18 protein-coding genes are annotated in these 17,030 nt (G+C 62.4%); 8 read left to right on the top strand and 10 right to left on the bottom strand.

The genetic code is table 11. From position 1 onward, the window contains the following. Nucleotides 1-611: 611 nt before the first annotated feature. The 4 genes from ACE3PR_RS20160 to ACE3PR_RS20145 all read right to left on the bottom strand — a co-directional run bounded on the left by ACE3PR_RS20160 (nt 612) and on the right by ACE3PR_RS20145 (nt 4,829). A complete protein-coding gene (locus tag ACE3PR_RS20160) occupies nt 612-1,496 on the bottom strand; it encodes a DMT family transporter (RefSeq protein ID WP_374375817.1) in 885 nt (294 codons plus the stop codon). Nucleotides 1,497-1,512: 16 nt separating this feature from the next. Continuing rightward, entirely contained in the window at nt 1,513-2,970 is a 1,458-nt protein-coding gene (locus ACE3PR_RS20155) for a hypothetical protein (protein WP_374375814.1), read from the bottom strand. A gap of 250 nt (nt 2,971-3,220) precedes the next feature. Continuing rightward, nucleotides 3,221-3,652 (bottom strand): GFA family protein, encoded by a 432-nt coding sequence (locus tag ACE3PR_RS20150; RefSeq protein WP_374375811.1) that lies wholly within the window; start codon nt 3,650-3,652, stop codon nt 3,221-3,223. An 88-nt stretch (nt 3,653-3,740) separates the two neighbouring features. Further along, entirely contained in the window at nt 3,741-4,829 is a 1,089-nt protein-coding gene (locus ACE3PR_RS20145; RefSeq protein ID WP_374375820.1) for an anhydro-N-acetylmuramic acid kinase, read from the bottom strand. Between the two features lie 215 nt (nt 4,830-5,044). Here ACE3PR_RS20145 and tyrS point away from each other — a divergent pair, with 215 nt between their 5' ends. Together tyrS and ACE3PR_RS20135 are read left to right on the top strand one after the other, a co-directional pair. After that, nucleotides 5,045-6,304, top strand: coding sequence for a tyrosine--tRNA ligase (tyrS, locus tag ACE3PR_RS20140; RefSeq protein WP_374375808.1), 1,260 nt, complete (start codon nt 5,045-5,047; stop codon nt 6,302-6,304). 79 nt (nt 6,305-6,383) lie between these two features. Then, entirely contained in the window at nt 6,384-6,893 is a 510-nt protein-coding gene (locus tag ACE3PR_RS20135; protein WP_374375805.1) for a PAS domain-containing protein, read from the top strand. On the opposite strand, the gene ACE3PR_RS20130 is transcribed toward ACE3PR_RS20135, so the two are convergent. Together ACE3PR_RS20130 and ACE3PR_RS20125 are read right to left on the bottom strand one after the other, a co-directional pair. Continuing rightward, on the bottom strand, nt 6,890-8,035 hold the full coding sequence (locus ACE3PR_RS20130; protein ID WP_374375802.1) for a pyridoxal phosphate-dependent aminotransferase: 1,146 nt from the start codon (nt 8,033-8,035) through the stop codon (nt 6,890-6,892). The two genes, ACE3PR_RS20135 and ACE3PR_RS20130, sit on opposite strands and share 4 nt — an antisense overlap. 12 nt (nt 8,036-8,047) lie before the next feature. Further along, nucleotides 8,048-9,604, bottom strand: a complete 1,557-nt coding sequence (locus ACE3PR_RS20125; RefSeq protein ID WP_374375799.1) for a gamma-glutamyltransferase — start codon at nt 9,602-9,604, stop codon at nt 8,048-8,050. 118 nt (nt 9,605-9,722) lie between these two features. On the opposite strand from ACE3PR_RS20125, the gene ACE3PR_RS20120 reads away from it, so the two are divergent. From ACE3PR_RS20120 to accC, 5 genes are all read left to right on the top strand, one after another. Further along, nucleotides 9,723-11,114, top strand: a complete 1,392-nt coding sequence (locus ACE3PR_RS20120) for a M48 family metalloprotease (RefSeq protein ID WP_374375796.1) — start codon at nt 9,723-9,725, stop codon at nt 11,112-11,114. 89 nt (nt 11,115-11,203) lie between these two features. Beyond that, nucleotides 11,204-11,959 carry a DsbA family protein gene (locus tag ACE3PR_RS20115; RefSeq protein ID WP_374375793.1) on the top strand — a complete coding sequence of 252 codons (756 nt, stop codon included), beginning with the start codon at nt 11,204-11,206 and terminating at the stop codon, nt 11,957-11,959. Nucleotides 11,960-12,109: 150 nt separating this feature from the next. Continuing rightward, nucleotides 12,110-12,589 (top strand): type II 3-dehydroquinate dehydratase, encoded by a 480-nt coding sequence (gene aroQ / locus ACE3PR_RS20110; protein ID WP_374375790.1) that lies wholly within the window; start codon nt 12,110-12,112, stop codon nt 12,587-12,589. Further along, a complete protein-coding gene (gene accB, locus ACE3PR_RS20105) occupies nt 12,589-13,032 on the top strand; it encodes an acetyl-CoA carboxylase biotin carboxyl carrier protein (RefSeq protein ID WP_374375787.1) in 444 nt (147 codons plus the stop codon). Before aroQ ends, accB begins: the two co-directional genes overlap by 1 nt. An 18-nt stretch (nt 13,033-13,050) precedes the next feature. Continuing rightward, nucleotides 13,051-14,385, top strand: a complete 1,335-nt coding sequence (gene accC / locus ACE3PR_RS20100) for an acetyl-CoA carboxylase biotin carboxylase subunit (protein WP_374375784.1) — start codon at nt 13,051-13,053, stop codon at nt 14,383-14,385. Nucleotides 14,386-14,401: 16 nt separating this feature from the next. Here accC and ACE3PR_RS20095 read toward each other — a convergent pair whose 3' ends face one another. Then, nucleotides 14,402-14,737 (bottom strand): hypothetical protein, encoded by a 336-nt coding sequence (locus ACE3PR_RS20095; protein ID WP_374375781.1) that lies wholly within the window; start codon nt 14,735-14,737, stop codon nt 14,402-14,404. Nucleotides 14,738-15,238: 501 nt separating this feature from the next. Here ACE3PR_RS20095 and aat point away from each other — a divergent pair. Next, the gene (gene aat, locus ACE3PR_RS20090; RefSeq protein WP_374375778.1) at nt 15,239-15,940 is read left to right on the top strand and encodes a leucyl/phenylalanyl-tRNA--protein transferase; all 702 of its coding nucleotides are present in this window, start codon (nt 15,239-15,241) and stop codon (nt 15,938-15,940) included. Here the strand turns inward: aat and ACE3PR_RS20085 are convergent. The 3 genes from ACE3PR_RS20085 to mlaD are packed head-to-tail and all read right to left on the bottom strand — an operon-like array spanning nt 15,862 to nt 17,026. Further along, entirely contained in the window at nt 15,862-16,335 is a 474-nt protein-coding gene (locus ACE3PR_RS20085) for a DUF2155 domain-containing protein (protein WP_374375774.1), read from the bottom strand. The genes aat and ACE3PR_RS20085 overlap by 79 nt on opposite strands. Then, nucleotides 16,332-16,574, bottom strand: coding sequence for a hypothetical protein (locus ACE3PR_RS20080; protein ID WP_374375771.1), 243 nt, complete (start codon nt 16,572-16,574; stop codon nt 16,332-16,334). Before ACE3PR_RS20080 ends, ACE3PR_RS20085 begins: the two co-directional genes overlap by 4 nt. After that, on the bottom strand, nt 16,574-17,026 hold the full coding sequence (gene mlaD / locus ACE3PR_RS20075; protein WP_374375768.1) for an outer membrane lipid asymmetry maintenance protein MlaD: 453 nt from the start codon (nt 17,024-17,026) through the stop codon (nt 16,574-16,576). Before mlaD ends, ACE3PR_RS20080 begins: the two co-directional genes overlap by 1 nt. Between the last annotated feature and the right edge of the window lie 4 nt (nt 17,027-17,030).

The following is a 17,030-nucleotide window of genomic DNA, read 5'->3' as shown; positions in this document are numbered from 1 at the left end:
CCGATCACCGCCGGGGTCAGCGGATGCCGGTTCTCCCACGGCACAAGGGGCTACCGGCTATCCCACGGCGCAAGGGGCCGCCGGCTATCCCACGGGGCAAGGGGAGCCGTTTTACCGCCCGGCCCGAGCGGGGATCGATTTCACTCGATCCGGCGGTCCGGACTGGCCCCGGACGGAAGCGGTATCGCGTGACGCAAGATGACAGCGACACGCCCCAACCGCCGGGGGATTGCGGCCCTGCGCCACTTAAGAACCCGGTCCGATTGGAGCGAGCTCCCAGTTTGGCCTGCGCCGCGCGGCAACCAAGCGATTCCAGATGACTGGCCCAACTACGGCGAAAGCCGCAGGGCAGGTTCAGTCCGTCAAATCAGTCAGTGCTTTGGGTGTTCAGGTAATTTCAATCTGCAGATCGTGCGCGCAAATCCCATAGTACGATATTCCCACACCTCTTGTCAAGAACAAAATAGGAACATATGCTGCTCCCACCCCCTGCCGTCATGCCCGGACTTGATCCGGGCATCAGTCCGCCACTGACGGGCCTCACCCGGTCGCCCCTGATCCCCGGGTCAAGCCCGGGGATGACGGCGTTTTTGAAAGGCCGGGCATCACGCTCAGGGAATGGGTTCGATCCGCTCGTTGACCTCCACCTTCAGCGTGCGCTCGCGGTAGAGGACGAAGAGGCCGCTGCCGATGATGATGGCGTTGCCGATGAGGATCGGCGGCGTGGGCCGGTCGCCCCAGAAGATCCAGCCCAGGATCGTGGCCCAGACGATGGCCGAATATTGGAAGGGGGCGAGCAGCGAGGCCGGGGCGAGGTTGAGCGCCTTGGTGATCAGCATGAAGCAGCCACAGGCGACGAGACCGACCAGGGCCATCAGGACGAAATCGAGCAAGGTCGGAATCGTCCAGGCGAAAGGCGCCCCGATGACGCCGACGACACCGCAGCCGATGAACTGCCAGGCAACCAGTGTCAGCCAATGGCAATCGCGAAGTCGCCGCGTGATCACCATGGCGAGCGCAAAACAGGCAGCGCCGGACAGTGCCACCAGCGCCGAGGGCGAGAAGGCGGCACTGGTCGGCTGCAACGCCACGACCACGCCGACGAAGCCCACCAGAATGGCGCCCCACCTCTTCATCCCCACCCGCTCCTTGAGGAGCAGCGCGGAGGCCGCCGTGATGATGAGCGGCGCCGACATGTAGAAGGTCATGACATCGGCCAAGGGCAGCGCCTGGGTGCCGTAATAGAAGGAGAAGCTGTCGCCGGCCAGCAGCAGGATGCGGAGAACGTGCCAGAGCGCCTGGCCGGGCGGGAGCTTGAGCGTAACGCCCGTCGAGCGCATCAACCCATAGATCAGGAACACCGCCCCCAGCGAGCGGATCAGCATCAGCTGCGCCACGCTGTAATCCGTCACCAGCCACTTGCCCAGCGCATCATTGGCCGCGAACAACGCCACGCCGGCAAGGTAAAGCGCGATGCCACGGGCGTGGGAGGACATGATTAAACCAACCATTCTAGCATTCGGCTTCGCCAGCATTAAGAAAAAGCTCTGGTGAGACGACTAAGCCTAATACTAATAGGAAAGTGATGGATCCTATTGTTGAGGGGATTGCGCCTGAAGAATTCAAGAACAGCTTTTCAAACTGCTCTTTCTCAAGAAACGAGCCATGGCGAATATTGCGCTGGGACCGCAACAAATCCAGCCTATCTTTTTCTTCATCATAACCTTGGCGGCGAAGGCAACTATGAAATTCTTCGTAGCTCCTATCGACCGCTTGCTCGAACGCGACACCAAGATCATTGTAACTTCGACGATCAAAGATTCGGCGAAGCAAAACTTTCAAATTCCGAGCCTCACTCATAGAGCATAGCGCCTTAAAGTATTCACTTTCCTTTTGCCGCCTGCCTTTTCTTTCGAATTTCCAGCGCAGATTAGCGAGCTTATCAAGCAACGACATAGCAAAGCTGATGGTATGGTGGCTCTCCGTAGAATGATGCATTGCGCTCAAGTCACCAAACAGCAGATGCACCGCGCTTAATGTTTGCATCTGCCTGAGCAAATCAATTCGACCATCTGCATCTACAAAATTCGAGGGGTCACAAAGCCAGCAGAGCAGACTATTGACACTACTGACTACAAAACTCAGATACCGCCAGATATTAGCTTCATTCATTGCGTGAAGGCCGCTCAACCCAAAGTAATGTCCGGACTCCGCCATTGGATTTACTGCCATCGCAAACTCATTGAGCCATCCGTTGCAGAAGACTCTATGAAAATGCCACATCGCTTCAGACTGGAAATGAAATGCGCAATTAAGTCTACGCACAGGCAGAGTCAGCGCTAATGGTGGAAACTTAACCAACGCGTCAACATATGAAAGCGTATCAAGGCAGCTTGGCCAAGCACGTCCAAATGGAGCTAATAGAGGATCATCATGTCCACTCCTCACCATTTGCCCCGCCCTCTCGCCACCAAAATGCTGCCATAGGCAAACGATCTTTATTGCGGATAGTGCTTCCTGAAGCTCTTCAAGATTTGCCTTCACACAGGTGACATGTGTTGCTTTGAACGCGCGCATTAGCGGAATGACTTTCTCGCTAAGAACCTGAGCCACAGCACTGGCTTCGCACACAGCGAGACTGTCTAAGCTTAAGATTGTCTCCGTAACTAGACCAAGATCTGCGGGAATACTTAGTTTCTTGGCCGCTAACACTGGTTGTGGCATGTCAACCTGACTGGCGAGAGTCTCACTTATTTTCCAATCTTCGCCGGGATCATTGATGCCAAGTTGATGTTGGCGAGACAGGTAAGTACGTGAGCCAAATCTCCTCTTAGCTAAAATTTCTTCAATGAAGACGCAATTTCCTTCCACTCGAGACGGGAGATTGAAAGTTTCGCGAAGAACATTTGCTAATCCTTGGGCGTGAGCGCCAAGCCTGTCGAAGTAAATTTCTTTATTCTGCGTCTTCATTGCGACGAACCACCATGCTTAAACAGAACTCTACCTCTAAGCTATTCACCCAGTTCTGGAAACATTCAGAATCTCGCGTTGAGTCCGAACGTGGAGTGAACCACGTCTCTCCCTGGATTCTCTCCCACAGAGAGGAAAGGACGGTGAATTGCTGAAGAGAGCCGTCACTTGCGCCCCCACCCCGACCCTCCCCCTGAAGGGAGAGGGGGAAGACTTAGCGGCATTTCAATTTAACGCCCATCAGCCACCCTCACTTCCTGAAATGCTCCTCATATCTTTCCATTCCCTCCGGCACGTCGGCCCAGCCGTGGTCGGAGCGGAGGAAGATGTGGCGGAAGGGGATGCCGCTCTGCTTGAGCCAGGCGGGGTCGTCGAAGGTGCCGGCGGGGATGGAGCGGATGTCGGGGACGGCTTGCATGGTGATGCCGAGATTGGTGCCGCAGGCCCCACAGAAATGCTGGTCGAGCCAGCGGCCGGATTGATCGGAGATGTGGCGGTAGCTGCGCTGCGTGTCGCCGGTGAGGGTGACCTGGTCGTGTCTGAACACGGCCTCGGTGCCGAAGGCCGAGCCGGTGCGGCGCTGGCACCAGGTGCAATGGCACATGGTGACGCGGTCGGGATTGCCGGTGATCATGTAGCGGACGGCGCCGCAGACACAGCCGCCGTGGTGTTGGTTGGTCATGGGCTTTGGTCCCTTCGTGTCGTCTTGAGAGAGAGCCGTCACTTGCGCCCCCACCCCGGCCCTCCCCTAAAGGGAGAGGGAGAAGTGTTCAGGCGCGATGGAGTTTGCCGCCGGTCATCGGTTGCGGGACGGCCGTCGTCGTCGGGAAGCTCAAGGGGAGTCCGGCGAGGCTGCGCAAGGCGAGATAGGCGAAGGCTTGGGCCTCCAGCGCGTCGCCGTTCCAGTTGATGTCATCGACGCTGCGCACGGGGGCGTCGAGGCGTTCTTCTAGGGCTTCCATGAGCACCGGGTTGTGGCGGCCGCCGCCGCAGATGAGCCAGTTCTGCGCGGGCTCGGGGAAGAGATAGATCGCGCGGGCGATGCTGGCGGCGGTGAAGGCGGTCAAGGTCGCGGCGCCATCCGCCGCCGAGAGGTGATCGACCATCGTCGAATGGAAGGCGTTGCGGTCGAGGGATTTGGGCGCCTTCTGATCAAAGAAGGGATGGCTCAAAAGTTGCGCCAGCACGTCCTCGTCGATGCGGCCGGCCTTGGCGAGGGCGCCGCCGAGATCGACCGGCTCGCCCTTGTGGCGCTGGGCCCAATCGTCGATGAGCGCATTCCCGGGGCCGGTATCGAAAGCGAGCAGCGATCCGTCGCGACCGATCCAGGTGACATTGGCGACGCCGCCGATATTGAGCACGGCCAACGGCCGCTTCACTTCCTTGGGCAGCATGTCGGCCAAAGCAAGATGGAAGATCGGCACCAGCGGCGCCCCCTGCCCGCCCGCCGCCACATCGGCACTGCGGAAATCGTTCACCACATCGATGCCGGTCGCCCGCGCCAGTTCGGCGCCGTCGCCGATCTGCCAGGTGCGGCGCTCCTTCGGCGCATGGAGGATGGTCTGGCCGTGGAAGCCGACGACGTGGATCTCGGCCGGTTTCATGCCGGCCTGTGCGAGGAGTTGGTGGACGGCCTCGGCATGCAACCGGGTGAGTTCGCGCTCAATGGCTGCGATCTCCTCGGCCGGGGCCTTGCCGCCATAGCAGGCCTTGAGCCGCGCGCGGAAGGCGGGTTCGTAGGGGCGGCCCAGAGCCGGGCCGAATTCATGGATATGGGTGGCATCCGCCCGGATGAGGGCCGCGTCCACCCCGTCGCCGCTGGTGCCGCTCATCAGCCCGATCGCCCAAACACCGGTCATTACGCCCCCAAAAAACATAGCCATTCCCCTCACCCCAACCCCTCTCCCCAGAGGGGCGAGGGGCTTTAAACTAGCTCGATCTAAACTCCCTCGCCCCGCTTGCGGGGAGAGGGTCGGGGTGAGGGGCGGCCCCGATTCCCAATGGCTTGGCCGTTCTTCGGCGAATGTGTTACATGACCGGCCTCCAGATCAAGCCAAGCCGATAGAGTTCAACCATGTTCCAGCCGCAATCCCCCTTCCTGCGCGATTTCGTCGCCCGGGGCTATCTGCATCAATGCACCGCCATGGAAGAGCTGGACGGGCTCGCCATGCCGGGGAAGCCGCCGCTGGTCGCCTATATCGGCTTCGACGCCACCGCGGATTCGCTGCATGTGGGTTCGCTGGTCCAGATCATGATGCTGCGCCTGCTGCAGAAATCGGGCGGGAAGCCCGTGGTGCTGATGGGCGGCGGGACGACCAAGGTGGGCGATCCGACCGGGCGCGACGACATGCGCAAGGTGCTCTCCGACGCCGACATCGCCCGTAACATCGCCGGCATCAAGCAGATCTTTGCGAAGTTCCTCACCTTCGGCGACGGCCCAACCGACGCCATCATGGTCAACAACGCCGATTGGCTGGACAAGCTCAACTATCTCGAATTCCTGCGCGATTACGGCCGGCATTTCTCGGTCAACCGCATGCTGGGTTTCGATTCCGTGAAGATCCGCCTGGAGCGCGAGCAGCCGCTGACCTTCCTCGAATTCAATTACATGATCCTGCAGGCCTATGACTTCCTGGAACTGGCGCGGCGCAACAAATGCGTCCTGCAATTGGGCGGGTCGGATCAATGGGGCAATATCGTCAACGGCGTGGAACTGGGACGCCGTTGCGACGACAAGGCGCTCTATGGCCTCACCTCGCCGCTGATCACCTTGGCCTCGGGCGCCAAGATGGGGAAGTCCGCCGCGGGCGCGGTGTGGCTCAACGAGGAGCGCCTCTCGGCCTATGATTATTGGCAGTTCTGGCGCAATACCGAGGATGCCGATGTCGGTCGCTTCCTGCGCCTCTTCACCGAATTGCCGCTCGTCGAGATCGAGCGCCTCGCCTCGCTGGAAGGGGCGGAGATCAACGAGGCGAAGATCGTTCTCGCCAACGAAGCCACCAAACTGTGCCGGGGCGAAGCCGCCGCGACGGACGCGCAAGAAACCGCGCGCAAGGTCTTCGTCGAAGGCGGACTCGGCGGCGATCTGCCCGTGATCGAGGTCGCGAAGGCGGCGCTGGATGCCGGCATCGCCGCCATCGATCTTCTCGTGCAGGCGGGCTTTGCGAGTTCGAAGAGCGAGGCGCGGCGCATGATTAAGGGTGCGGGTGCGCGCCTCAACGATCAGGTGATCGCCGACGAGAATGCCAAGGTGAGTGCTGGCGATCTCAATGCCGAGGGGGTGATCAAGCTCTCCTCCGGCAAGAAGAAGCATGTGGTCCTGAAGCCGGTCTGATCCCCAACACGCATTGTTGCATTGCGGCAAAGATGTCGCCGCCCTATCTTCCTGGCACGGATTTCAACCAGGGCCGGGCATGGAACAGGGGGCGACATCCTTTCGTGACGAGATCGCGCATCCGCGCCTGGCGGCGCTTTACGATTATTGGCACGCCCGGCGCGGGCCGAACGGCGCCATGTTGCGGGCGGATCTCGAACCGCTCGACATCCCCAAGCTCCTCGCCTGCCTCATTCTCTCGGATGTCTGGGAGAACGGGCATCATATCCGCTATCGCCTGGTGGGATCGGAGATCGCCGCCGCCCATGGCTTCGACTATACCGGCAAGACCATCGAGGAACTGACCAGCGGGACGACGCTCGATTTCACGCGCGAGCTCTATGCGAAGATCGTGACCGGCGGCGTACCGGTCTTTTCCGAAGGGCATTTCCGCTGGGAGGGCAAGGAGCATCGCTGGACCAAGCGCCTGCATCTGCCGCTTTCGCGCGACGGCAGCGCCATCGACATGGTGCTGGCAGGCCAGGTCTTCGAGCAGAAGCGGCCCGATGGGGTCGAGCGGCTCCTGGTGGCCGATCCGGCAACGCTTTAGCGTCGCCAGGCCTTGAGGCGCTTCACGGCCTCGGCCATGTCCTCGGTCGAGCCGCTGAAGCAGAAGCGCATGAAGTGATGGCCGCGGGCGGGATCGAAATCGATGCCGGGTGTGGCGGCGACACCGGTCTCGGCCAGCATGCGGCGGCAGAAGCCGAGGCTGTCATCGGTGAGATCGGAAATATCGGCATAGATATAGAAAGCGCCGTCGGTCGAGATGAGATGGCGGAAACCGGCGGCCGGCAGGTCATTGAGCAGGAGCGCGCGGTTGGCGGCATAACGCTGCACATTCCCCTGCAACTCGTCATGGGCGTCAAAGGCCGCGATGCCGGCGAGCTGCGAGAGCGTCGGCGCCGAGATGAAAAAGTTCTGCAGCAATCTTTCGGTCGCCTGGGCGAGGTCATCCGGCAGCACCATCCAGCCGAGGCGCCAGCCGGTCATGCTGAAATATTTCGAGAAGCTGTTGATGACGATGGCTTCCTTGCGCCCCGCCGCCGTGACCGCATGGGCGTCATAGGTGATGCCGTGATAGATCTCGTCCGAGACCAGCCGCACGCCTTTCGCAACACACCAATCGGCGAGCGCCGTGAGATCGCTTTCGCCCAGCAGCGCGCCCACGGGATTGGAGGGTGAGGCGATGATGAGGCCGTCGATGGGTTTCGCGAGTTTTTCCAGCGCCGCGATGGTGGGCTGGAACTTGGTCTCCGGGCCGGTTTCGATCAGCACCGGCTCAAGGCCGAGGGCGGTGAGGATGTGGCGGTAGCAGGGATAACCGGGCGCCGCCAAGGCGACACGGTCGCCGGGATCGAAGGCGGCAAGGAAGGCGAGCAGGAAGCCGCCGGAGGAACCGGTGGTGACGGCGATGCGCTCATAAGGCACCGACACCTCGTAGAACTCGCGGTAATGCTGGGCGATACGGCGGCGCAAGGCCGGAACGCCCAACGCGTCGGTATAGCCGATGAGATCGCGCTCCAGCGCCTTCTGCGCCGCCTCGCGCACCTTGCGCGGCGCCGGAGTCGAGGGCTGGCCCACTTCAAGATGGATGACGTCGCCACCAGAAGCCGCGCGCTCATTGGCGGCGCGCATCACCTCCATCACGATGAAGGGATCGATGGCGGCGCGCCGCGAGGCCTTGAGCGCCATCTCGCGCGCCCCTTATTCCTCGCCCAGGATCGTGGCGAGCCCGTTGCCGCGGTAATCGTTGCGGAGCTGGCAGGAATCCGGCGAGCTCGGCACGCCGCGGCTGCAGAAGATCGAGTTCAGGCGGCCAAGACGCAAACCGCTGTTCTCGTCGAAGGTTTCGCCCGCACCCGCATCGAAAGCGCGCGGCATCTGCATCGCCTGATCGAGCGGCTGCGCGCGGCGCATCACCGCATCGAGCACCAGCGCCTCGGCCAGCGCCCCCGGCACGCCGCCCGCGGCAGCACTCGCGAAATAGAGCTCGCCGTTATACTTGCTGGCGACGATCACCGGCGCCAAAGCGGAATAGCCGATCCCCTGATCGTTGGGGGCCGGCGACAGGATGATGCCGGTCCCCTGGGCCGTGCGCGCAGCGCCGAAGGGCGCGTTCATGGTGAAGGCGCAGGCCACCGCATTGCCGTCGGAATCGACCGCGACCACACTGGCTGCACTGGGATTTTCCGTGGGCAGCGTGACACTCGGCTGCTGCGCCATCTGCTGCACCGCCTGACGCGAGACGATCTCGGCCGGGGCCTGCGTGGAAGAGCCGTCGGCCTGCATCCATTGCGACCTGGCCGCCATCAACTGGCGCGAGATCGCGGCCTGGCCGCTGGGCGAATTGTCGCCGCCGGCCAGAAGCTCAACCGCCTGGGCGACGAGCACGCCGCCCGAGGCCGGGGGCGGCGGCACGAACAGGCTGATATCGGTGAACTGGGCCTCGACCGGCGGATAGATCTGAACCTTGAAATTGCGGAGGTCGTCGATGGTGAGCGGCGCGCCGATCGCCTGGGCGCCCTCGACGATCTTCTGGCCGAGGAGGCCGCTATAGAACGCGTTGACGCCCTGGGCGCGCACCTGGCCGAGCGAGGCACCGAGATCGGTCTGGCGGAAATTCTCGCCATCGCCGATCAGGCTGCCATCGAGGCGGTGGAACACGGTGCTGATCGTCGGATCGTCGCGCAGCAGGGAATCGTATTGCTGGAGGTCGCGCGCCAGAGCCTTGCTGAGCGGCGCGCCAGTGAGCGCCAGGTTTTCAGCGGGGCCGACCAGACCGGCGAAGGGGAGATTGCCATAGCGCGCGTTGAGCGCCGCCATGCCGCGCACATTCCCGGGGATTGCCACCTGCCCCGCCGCCGCCGCGCGCGGCAGGAAATCGATCACGTCGGTGGTCTTCTCCTCGGCATTGTGCGCGATGCAGATGCCGCCGCCGCCAAGGCCGGCAGCACTCGGCATCGTCACCGCCATGGCGAAATAGGCGGCCACGACGCCATCGGCGGCATTGCCGCCATTGGAAATAACCGTGCGGCCAATGAGCGCGGCGCGCGGCTCGTCGGCGACCACCCCCGCCCGGAAGCCGTCGATCTGGGTGGCGTCCGAGGCGATCGAGCGGGTGTTTTCGCAACTGCCCAGAACGAGCGGGAGCATGGCGAGGCCCAGCCCGAATCCGGCCCGGCGCCAGCCGTTCCCCCGCAAGGTGGCTGATTTCCAGCGCTTGCCGGTCAGGGTGCGGCCGTTATGATAGGCATCAGGCATGTCGAGCTCCGCCATTTATCGTCTTGATGTTGCCCCAATTTCCGGGTCGATTCCGGACCTCAGGGCCTGTCCCGGGGTTGATACCCCGGGGGGCGGAGCATAGAGAAGGAAACCCGGCTTGATCAACCGAGCCATTTTACGCCGATTTTCAGCCGTCACGCTGTCGCTGCTGATCCTGCTGGGCACCGATATGCCGGCCCGGCAGGCTGCCGCGCAGGGCCGCGCCCTCGCACTGGTGCGCGATGCCGAGACGGAAGCGACGATCCGCGCCTATGCCGATCCGCTGTTCCGCGCCGCCGGCCTCGACCCGGCCGGCATCCGGGTGTTGCTGGTTAACGACGATTCGATCAACGCCTTCGTCGCCGGCGGCATGCGCATGTTCATCAATACCGGCCTCCTCATCCGCGCCGATACCGCGAACCAGGTGATCGGCGTCATCGCCCACGAAACCGGGCATATTTCCGGCGCGCATCTGTCGCGCATCCAGGAGGAACTGCGCAACGCCACGATCGAACAGATCATCGGCATGATCCTGGGCGGCGCCGCGGCGGCGGCCAGCGGCCAGGCCGGCGGCGTGCTGGCGGGCACGACGCTGGGCAACGAGATCGCCAAGCGCAGCCTGTTCGCCTATACCCGGACCCAGGAATCCGCCGCCGACCATGCCGGCATGGGTTTCCTCGACGCCACCAAGCAATCCTCGCGCGGCCTCCTTGAATTCTTCGAGAAGCTGGAAGGCCAGGAATTCCTGAGCAATCCGCAGGACCCCTATCTGCGCACCCACCCGCTGACCACGGACCGCATCGATTCCGTGCAGCAGCATGTCAATCAATCCCCCTATAGCGACGTGACGGATTCGCCGCAATTGAACGCGCGCCATCAGCGCATGATCGCCAAATTGAAGGGCTATCTGTGGCCGCTCTCGCGGGTCGAGCAGGAATTTCCGGAAAGCGATCAATCGGTGCCGGCCCGCTATGCCCGCGCCGTGGCGCTTTATCGCGTGAGCCGCATGCAGGAAGCCGTGGCGCTGATGGACAGCCTGCTCGCCGAAGCGCCGAACGATCCCTATTTCCTGGAACAGAAAGGCCAGATTCTCTACGATAGCGGGCAATTGGCGGCGGCCCTCCCCGTCTATGCCGCAGCCCACGACGCCGCGCCGCACGAACCGATGATCACGCTGGGCCTTGCGCAGGTGGAAGTCGGGCTGGAACAGCCGGACCTCAACAAGACCGCCATCCGCCATCTGGAAGAGATCACCGCGATCGAACCCAGGAACAGCCGGGTCTGGTATTATCTCTCGGTCGCCTATGGCCGTGATGGCAATCTGCCGATGTCGCATCTTGCACAGGCGGAACAGGCCATGGCGCAGGGCGATGCCGAACTGGCCTGGGCCCAGGCGAAACGTGCGCTGGAGGGGATGGAAGCCGGTTCACCGGGCTGGCTCAAGGCCAACGACCTGATCAGCGAAGCGCAGCAGAGACTGGACCGCTACGAAGAGCCGCCGGCGCCGTAAGTGCCGGTTCTGGGACGCGATGCCGATAGGCAGAACCCCGCATGCCTGCTACTTTCGCCCCGAAACAACGACATATCCACGGAACCTTTATGCGCCATCTGCCCAAATTCGCCGCCGCTGCCTTTCTCCTCTGCCTCGTCGTGATCGGCGGGATGGCGACACGCGCCCAAGAGGCGAGCTTCGATCCCGCGCAAAAGCAGGCGATCGAGGAAATCGTCCGCGCCTATCTGCTCGAGAACCCGGAGGTGATCAAGGAAGCGATCCAGGCGCTGCAGGCCAAGGAGCAGGCGGCCGAGGCCAATCAGCAGGCCGGGGCCCTGGCTGCAAACAAGGATTCCCTGTTCGCCGATCCGCTGGCGCCCATTGCCGGCAACCCGATCGGCGATGCCACAATCGTCGAGTTCTTCGATTACAAATGCCCCTATTGCAAGCGCGTGACGCCGGCCCTGGCCGATCTCCTCGCCGAGGACAAGGGCGTGCGGATCGTGTTCAAGGAATTCCCGATCCTGGGCGAATCCTCGGTCGTGGCCGCGCGTGCCGCTTTGGCGGCCGTGAAGCAGGACCGCTATCTCGATATCCATAACGCGCTGATGGCGCATCGTGGCGATTTCGATGAAGCCGCGATCACGGCCATCGCGACGGAGCTCGGCCTCGATGTCGAGCGTCTGAAGGCCGATATGAAGGCGCCCGAGATCGACCAGCAATTGAAGGCCAACCACGAACTGGCGCTCACCCTGGGGATCCGCTCGACCCCCACCTTCGTGATCGGGGACCAGATCGTGCCCGGCGCCATGTCGATCGATGACATGAAGGCGCTGATCGCCGATTTCCGCGGCGGGTCTTGAGCATCTCCTAAATTAAATCCAATTTAATCAATAAGTTAAAATCAAAGGAACGGCTTTCCGCCCCGCAAGCGGCGGTTGCCCTCGCCCCCCCGCGCCGCTATAAGGGCTTGAAATAGTAACCAAATGCGCTCAAAAGCGCTGCCCTCACCAATGCGCGGGAATCCACCGGTTTTGGCCAAGACAAAGAACATCCTCGTCCTCAACGGACCGAACCTCAACATGCTGGGTGTCCGCCAGCCGGAGGTGTATGGCAGCGACACGCTGCAGGACATCGCCAAGGCCTGCGCCGCCAAGGGCAAGGCGCTGGGCCTCGGCGTGGACTTCCGGCAATCGAATATCGAAGGCGAATTGGTGACCTGGATCCAGCAGGCGCGCGGGCGCGATGCCGGTATCGTCATCAATCCGGCCGCCTATGGCCATACCTCGATCGCCCTCCTCGATGCGCTGACGCTCGCGGAACTTCCCGTGATCGAGGTGCATCTCTCCAATATCCACCGGCGCGAGCCGTTTCGCCATTCGACCTACATTTCGCAGATCGCCACCGGCGTCATTTGCGGATTGGGCGCCCAGGGTTATCTGCTGGCGCTCGAGGCGATGGCCAATCTTGTCACTCCGAAGAAAGCACGCTGATGAGTAAGTTCGATATCGACGAGGCCCTGATCCGCAAGCTGGGCCTCCTGCTCAAGGAAACCGGCCTCACCGAGCTTGAATTCGAAAGCGGCGACCAGCGCATCCGTGTGACCGCGCAAGGGGCGCCCACGACGGTGGTGCATGCGGCCCCCTCGGTGCAGAACGTGGCACCGGCAGCACCCGCCGCCGGTGCGCCGGCCGCGGCACCGAAGAACGCCCTCACCTCGCCGATGGTGGGTACGGCCTATCTCTCCTCCGAGCCCGGCGGCACACCCTTCGTCAAGGTCGGCGACCGCGTCGCCAAGGGCCAGACCGTGCTGATCATCGAAGCGATGAAGGTGATGAATCCGATCTCGGCCCCCGCCAACGGCGTGGTGAAGGAAGTGCTGATCCATGACGCGCAGCCGGTCGAATTCGGCGAGCCGCTCCTGGTCATCGAGTAACGGGAAGCAGCGCAGCCGATGTTCGAAAAGGTCCTCATCGCCAATCGCGGCGAAATCGCCTTGCGCATCCACCGCGCCTGCCGCGAGATGGGCATCCGCACCGTCGCCGTGCATTCGACGGTCGATGCCGATGCGATGCATGTGCGCCTCGCCGACGAATCCGTCTGCATCGGTCCGGCGCCCTCGCGCGATTCCTATCTCAACATGGCGGCGATCATTTCGGCGGCCACCATCACCGGCGCCGATGCGATCCATCCCGGCATCGGTTTCTTGAGCGAGAACGCCAAGTTCGCGGCGATGGTGGAAGAACACGGCTTCACCTTCATCGGCCCCTCGCCCGAGCACCTCTCGCAGATGGGCGACAAGGTCGAGGCGAAACTCACCGCGAAGCGTTTCGGCATTCCCTGCGTGCCGGGTTCCGACGGTGCCGTCTCGGATGCCGATGCGCCGCGCATCGCCGAGGAGACCGGCTATCCGGTGCTGCTGAAGGCCGCGGCCGGCGGCGGCGGCAAGGGCATGAAGGTTGCCAACAATCCCGGCGAGCTCATGGAAGCGCTCGCCATGGCGAAGGCCGAGGCGAAGGCCGCCTTCGGCAACGACCAGATGTATATGGAGAAATATCTCTCGCATCCGCGGCATATCGAGATCCAGATCCTGGCCGACAATCACGGCAATGCGGTGCATCTGGGCGAGCGCGATTGTTCGCTGCAGCGCCGGCACCAGAAGGTGCTGGAAGAAGCCCCCTCGCCCGCCCTCAATGCCAGCCAGCGCGCCGAAATAGGTGACATCGCCGTCAAGGCGGTGAAAGCAATGGGCTATCGCTCGGTCGGCACCATCGAGTTCCTGTTCCAGGACGGCCAGTTCTATTTCATCGAGATGAACACGCGGTTGCAGATCGAGCATCCGATCTCGGAAATGATTACCGGCATCGATCTGGTGCGCGAGCAGATCCGCGTCGCCTCCGGCGCACCGCTCGGCTTCGGCCAGTCGGACATCACCTTCACCGGCCATGCCTTCGAATGCCGCATCAATGCGGAAGATCCCGAGACCTTCATGCCGTCCCCCGGCAAGATCACGGATTTCCACGCGGCGGGCGGCCTCGGCGTGCGCGTCGATTCAGCGCTTTATGCCGGCTACAAAGTACCCTCGAATTACGACAGCCTGATCGCCAAGCTCGTGGTCCACGGCAAGACCCGCAACGAAGCCCTGATGCGCGCCCGCCGCGCGCTCGAGGAAATGGTGATCATGGGGGTAAAGACCAACATCCCCCTCCACCAGCGCCTGGTGACCGCGCCGGATTTCATCAACGGCGATTACGACATCCGCTGGCTGGAGAAATTCGTCGCCAAGTGAGGCGAGGTGTTGAGTATCAGCAGTTTGGATACTCAAGTCGCAACTCGGCGATCTGCTCGGCAGGAAGAATTGGGCCAATGAGTTTTTCCGCTGACGGTTGGCGGTCTCCACGGACAACTATTCTATAGCTGTCACGTAAATTCACCGATCGAACTTGCTGCCATCCGCCATCCGTGCCGATTATGATCGGCGCACAATAATGGCCCGACACTCTTACGAAACCAGCCGCATCCGGCTGCTTGACCTCAACGATCGTGGCCATGCCGCCGATTGACTCGGCGACATACGCCCTGGCGTCATAAAGCCGTATGCCGGCCTCGTCTTCAAAGCTAACGACCGCATCGATATCCAACCATTCGCCAGGCGCCTGTCTGCCAGCGCTAGGTGAATTGATACAAGCGAGTATGAGCAAGGTTCCGCCTAAAACCGGTGCTCGAAACCTGCGGCTCATCTGAGCCCTTTCTTCAAAAAACTGAACATGCGCCCAGCCTGCGAGGATCAGATGGCGCCACTTTCTTTCTCGTCATCCCCGGGCTTGACCCGGGGATGGCGCCTATTTCTAACTAACATGACGCCCAATGCACAATTGTCATGGCCCGCTTTAGGCGGGCCATCCATGAGTTTGTCGGCAGGCGATGAAAGGAACTCGTGGATCCCCCGCCTTCGCGGGGGATGACAAAGGGGGCGCGGGGGATGACAAAGGGGGCGCGGGGGATGACAAAAAGGGGGGGCGGCGGAGGGGTACGGGGAGAACGAGAGGTGGGGCTCGCCGCAATCGGTAAACATCGCGCATGACTCCCGCTTGCCCGCACGTTACGCTTCGACTCGCGGCGAGGCGGCGGATGAGGTGGCTATGTCCAACCGGATCAAACAGCCGAAGATCACCCCGGAGATGCTGTTGCGCGCTTATGCGATCGGCATCTTTCCGATGGCGGAAGCCCGCAACGACCCAGAGCTTTACTGGATCGACCCGGAATTGCGGGGGATCCTGCCGCTCGACGATTTCCATATACCGCACAGCCTGAAGAAAACCGTGCGCCATTGCCTCGCCGGCAAGGCCCCTGGCTATCGCGTCACCTGCGACACGGCCTTCGATGCGATCGTCCAGGGCTGTGCCACGCCGGCGCCGGGGCGGCACCAGACCTGGATCAATGACACCATCTTCGATCTCTGCCGCCAGCTTTTCGTGATGGGCCACGCCCATAGCGTCGAGGTGTGGCAGGACGAGCAACTTGTGGGCGGACTTTACGGGATCAGTCTGGGCGGTGCCTTTTTCGGCGAAAGCATGTTCAGCCGGGCGACCGATGCCAGCAAGGTGGCGCTGGTGCATCTGGTGGCAAGGCTGCGCCAGGGCGGGTTCAAGCTGCTGGACACGCAGTTTGTGACCAAGCATCTCAGCCGCTTCGGCACGATCGAAATTCCGCGTGAGGCCTATCGGGAGAGATTGAACGCGGCGCTGGCCCAACCGGCCGTGTTTTACGGCGTGGTGCCGGATTCCGTGGTGCTGGAACTGCTGGGATCGGATGTCGCCGGATCAGAGTCCGGCGCAGATTGACCCTGCTGGGTCGGGGCATCGTCGGAGCAATCCAGGACCCAGATGTCATAGACCGGATGTTCGAGGGCCGAGAGCGCGGGGCTGGAAGCGAACATCCAGCCGTTGAAGCGCGGCTGTGGCGATTCACCGGGCTTTTCCTCGATCACGTCGAGATAGGCCGAGGCCTCCGGCGTTTCCTCGGGCGGGCGCTTGTCGCAGGCGCGCGCGGTGATCTGCAGCGAGCCGAAGGCGACCGTGTCGCCCACCGGCACGGTGATGGTGGAGACGCGGGCGGTGATCTTGTCCATCGCGCGCAGCACGACATTCTCGGCCGGGATCGCCCAGGCCGGCGCGGCGCCGAAGCAGGCGACGGCAACAAGTGCCGCCAGCGATGCCGCCTTCGAAAAATGCATCATTTCTTTCCGTACGGATTCTCGAGTTTCGCCACGAGATCGTAGAACACGGCGCGCACCTGCGCTTCGTCGCATCCCATCAGTATGGCATCCTCCAGCGCGTCCTGCGCCAATTGCCTGATCTCGATGACATTCTGATTGAGGACTTTGACCTTTTCGAGGCAGGAAACAGGCTGGCCGTCCGGCTGTTTCCAGACCGGCACCGCGAAATCCCCGCCCGCTTTTTTCTCGGTCATCAGCATCACTCCGTAGAGGAGCCGCCCACCACGAATTTGTTGATCAGTTCGACGAGGTCGAGCGCACCCTGGGCATAGGTGATTTCCTCGCCATCTTTCAGGAGCTCGTCGGCGGCACCCGGTTCCAGCTTGATATAGTAATTACCCAGCAGACCGTCACTGGTGATGATCGCCGAGGTATCGGTCGGGAGTTCGATATCGCTGCGGACATTGATGGTGACCACGGCCTGGTACATCTTCGGGTCGAATTCCTGCGCCGTCACGGCGCCGATCTTGACCCCGCTCATGCGGACATCGGTGCCGGGCAGGACCGAGCCGCCACGATCGAAGCGGACGGTGAGCTGATAACCGCCGCGATCCTCGCGAATGCCGCTGCCGCTATAGATCACGTAGAGGAACGCCGCGGCGGCGATCAGAACGATCGCGCCCATGATGGTTTCAAGTACGTTCCGCTGCATGTCT

The organism is Dongia sp. (genome assembly GCF_041909655.1).
Lineage (GTDB): Bacteria > Pseudomonadota > Alphaproteobacteria > Dongiales > Dongiaceae > Dongia.
Note: the sequence above shows the minus strand (reverse complement) of the source record. Positions and strands in the feature narration are given on the sequence as shown.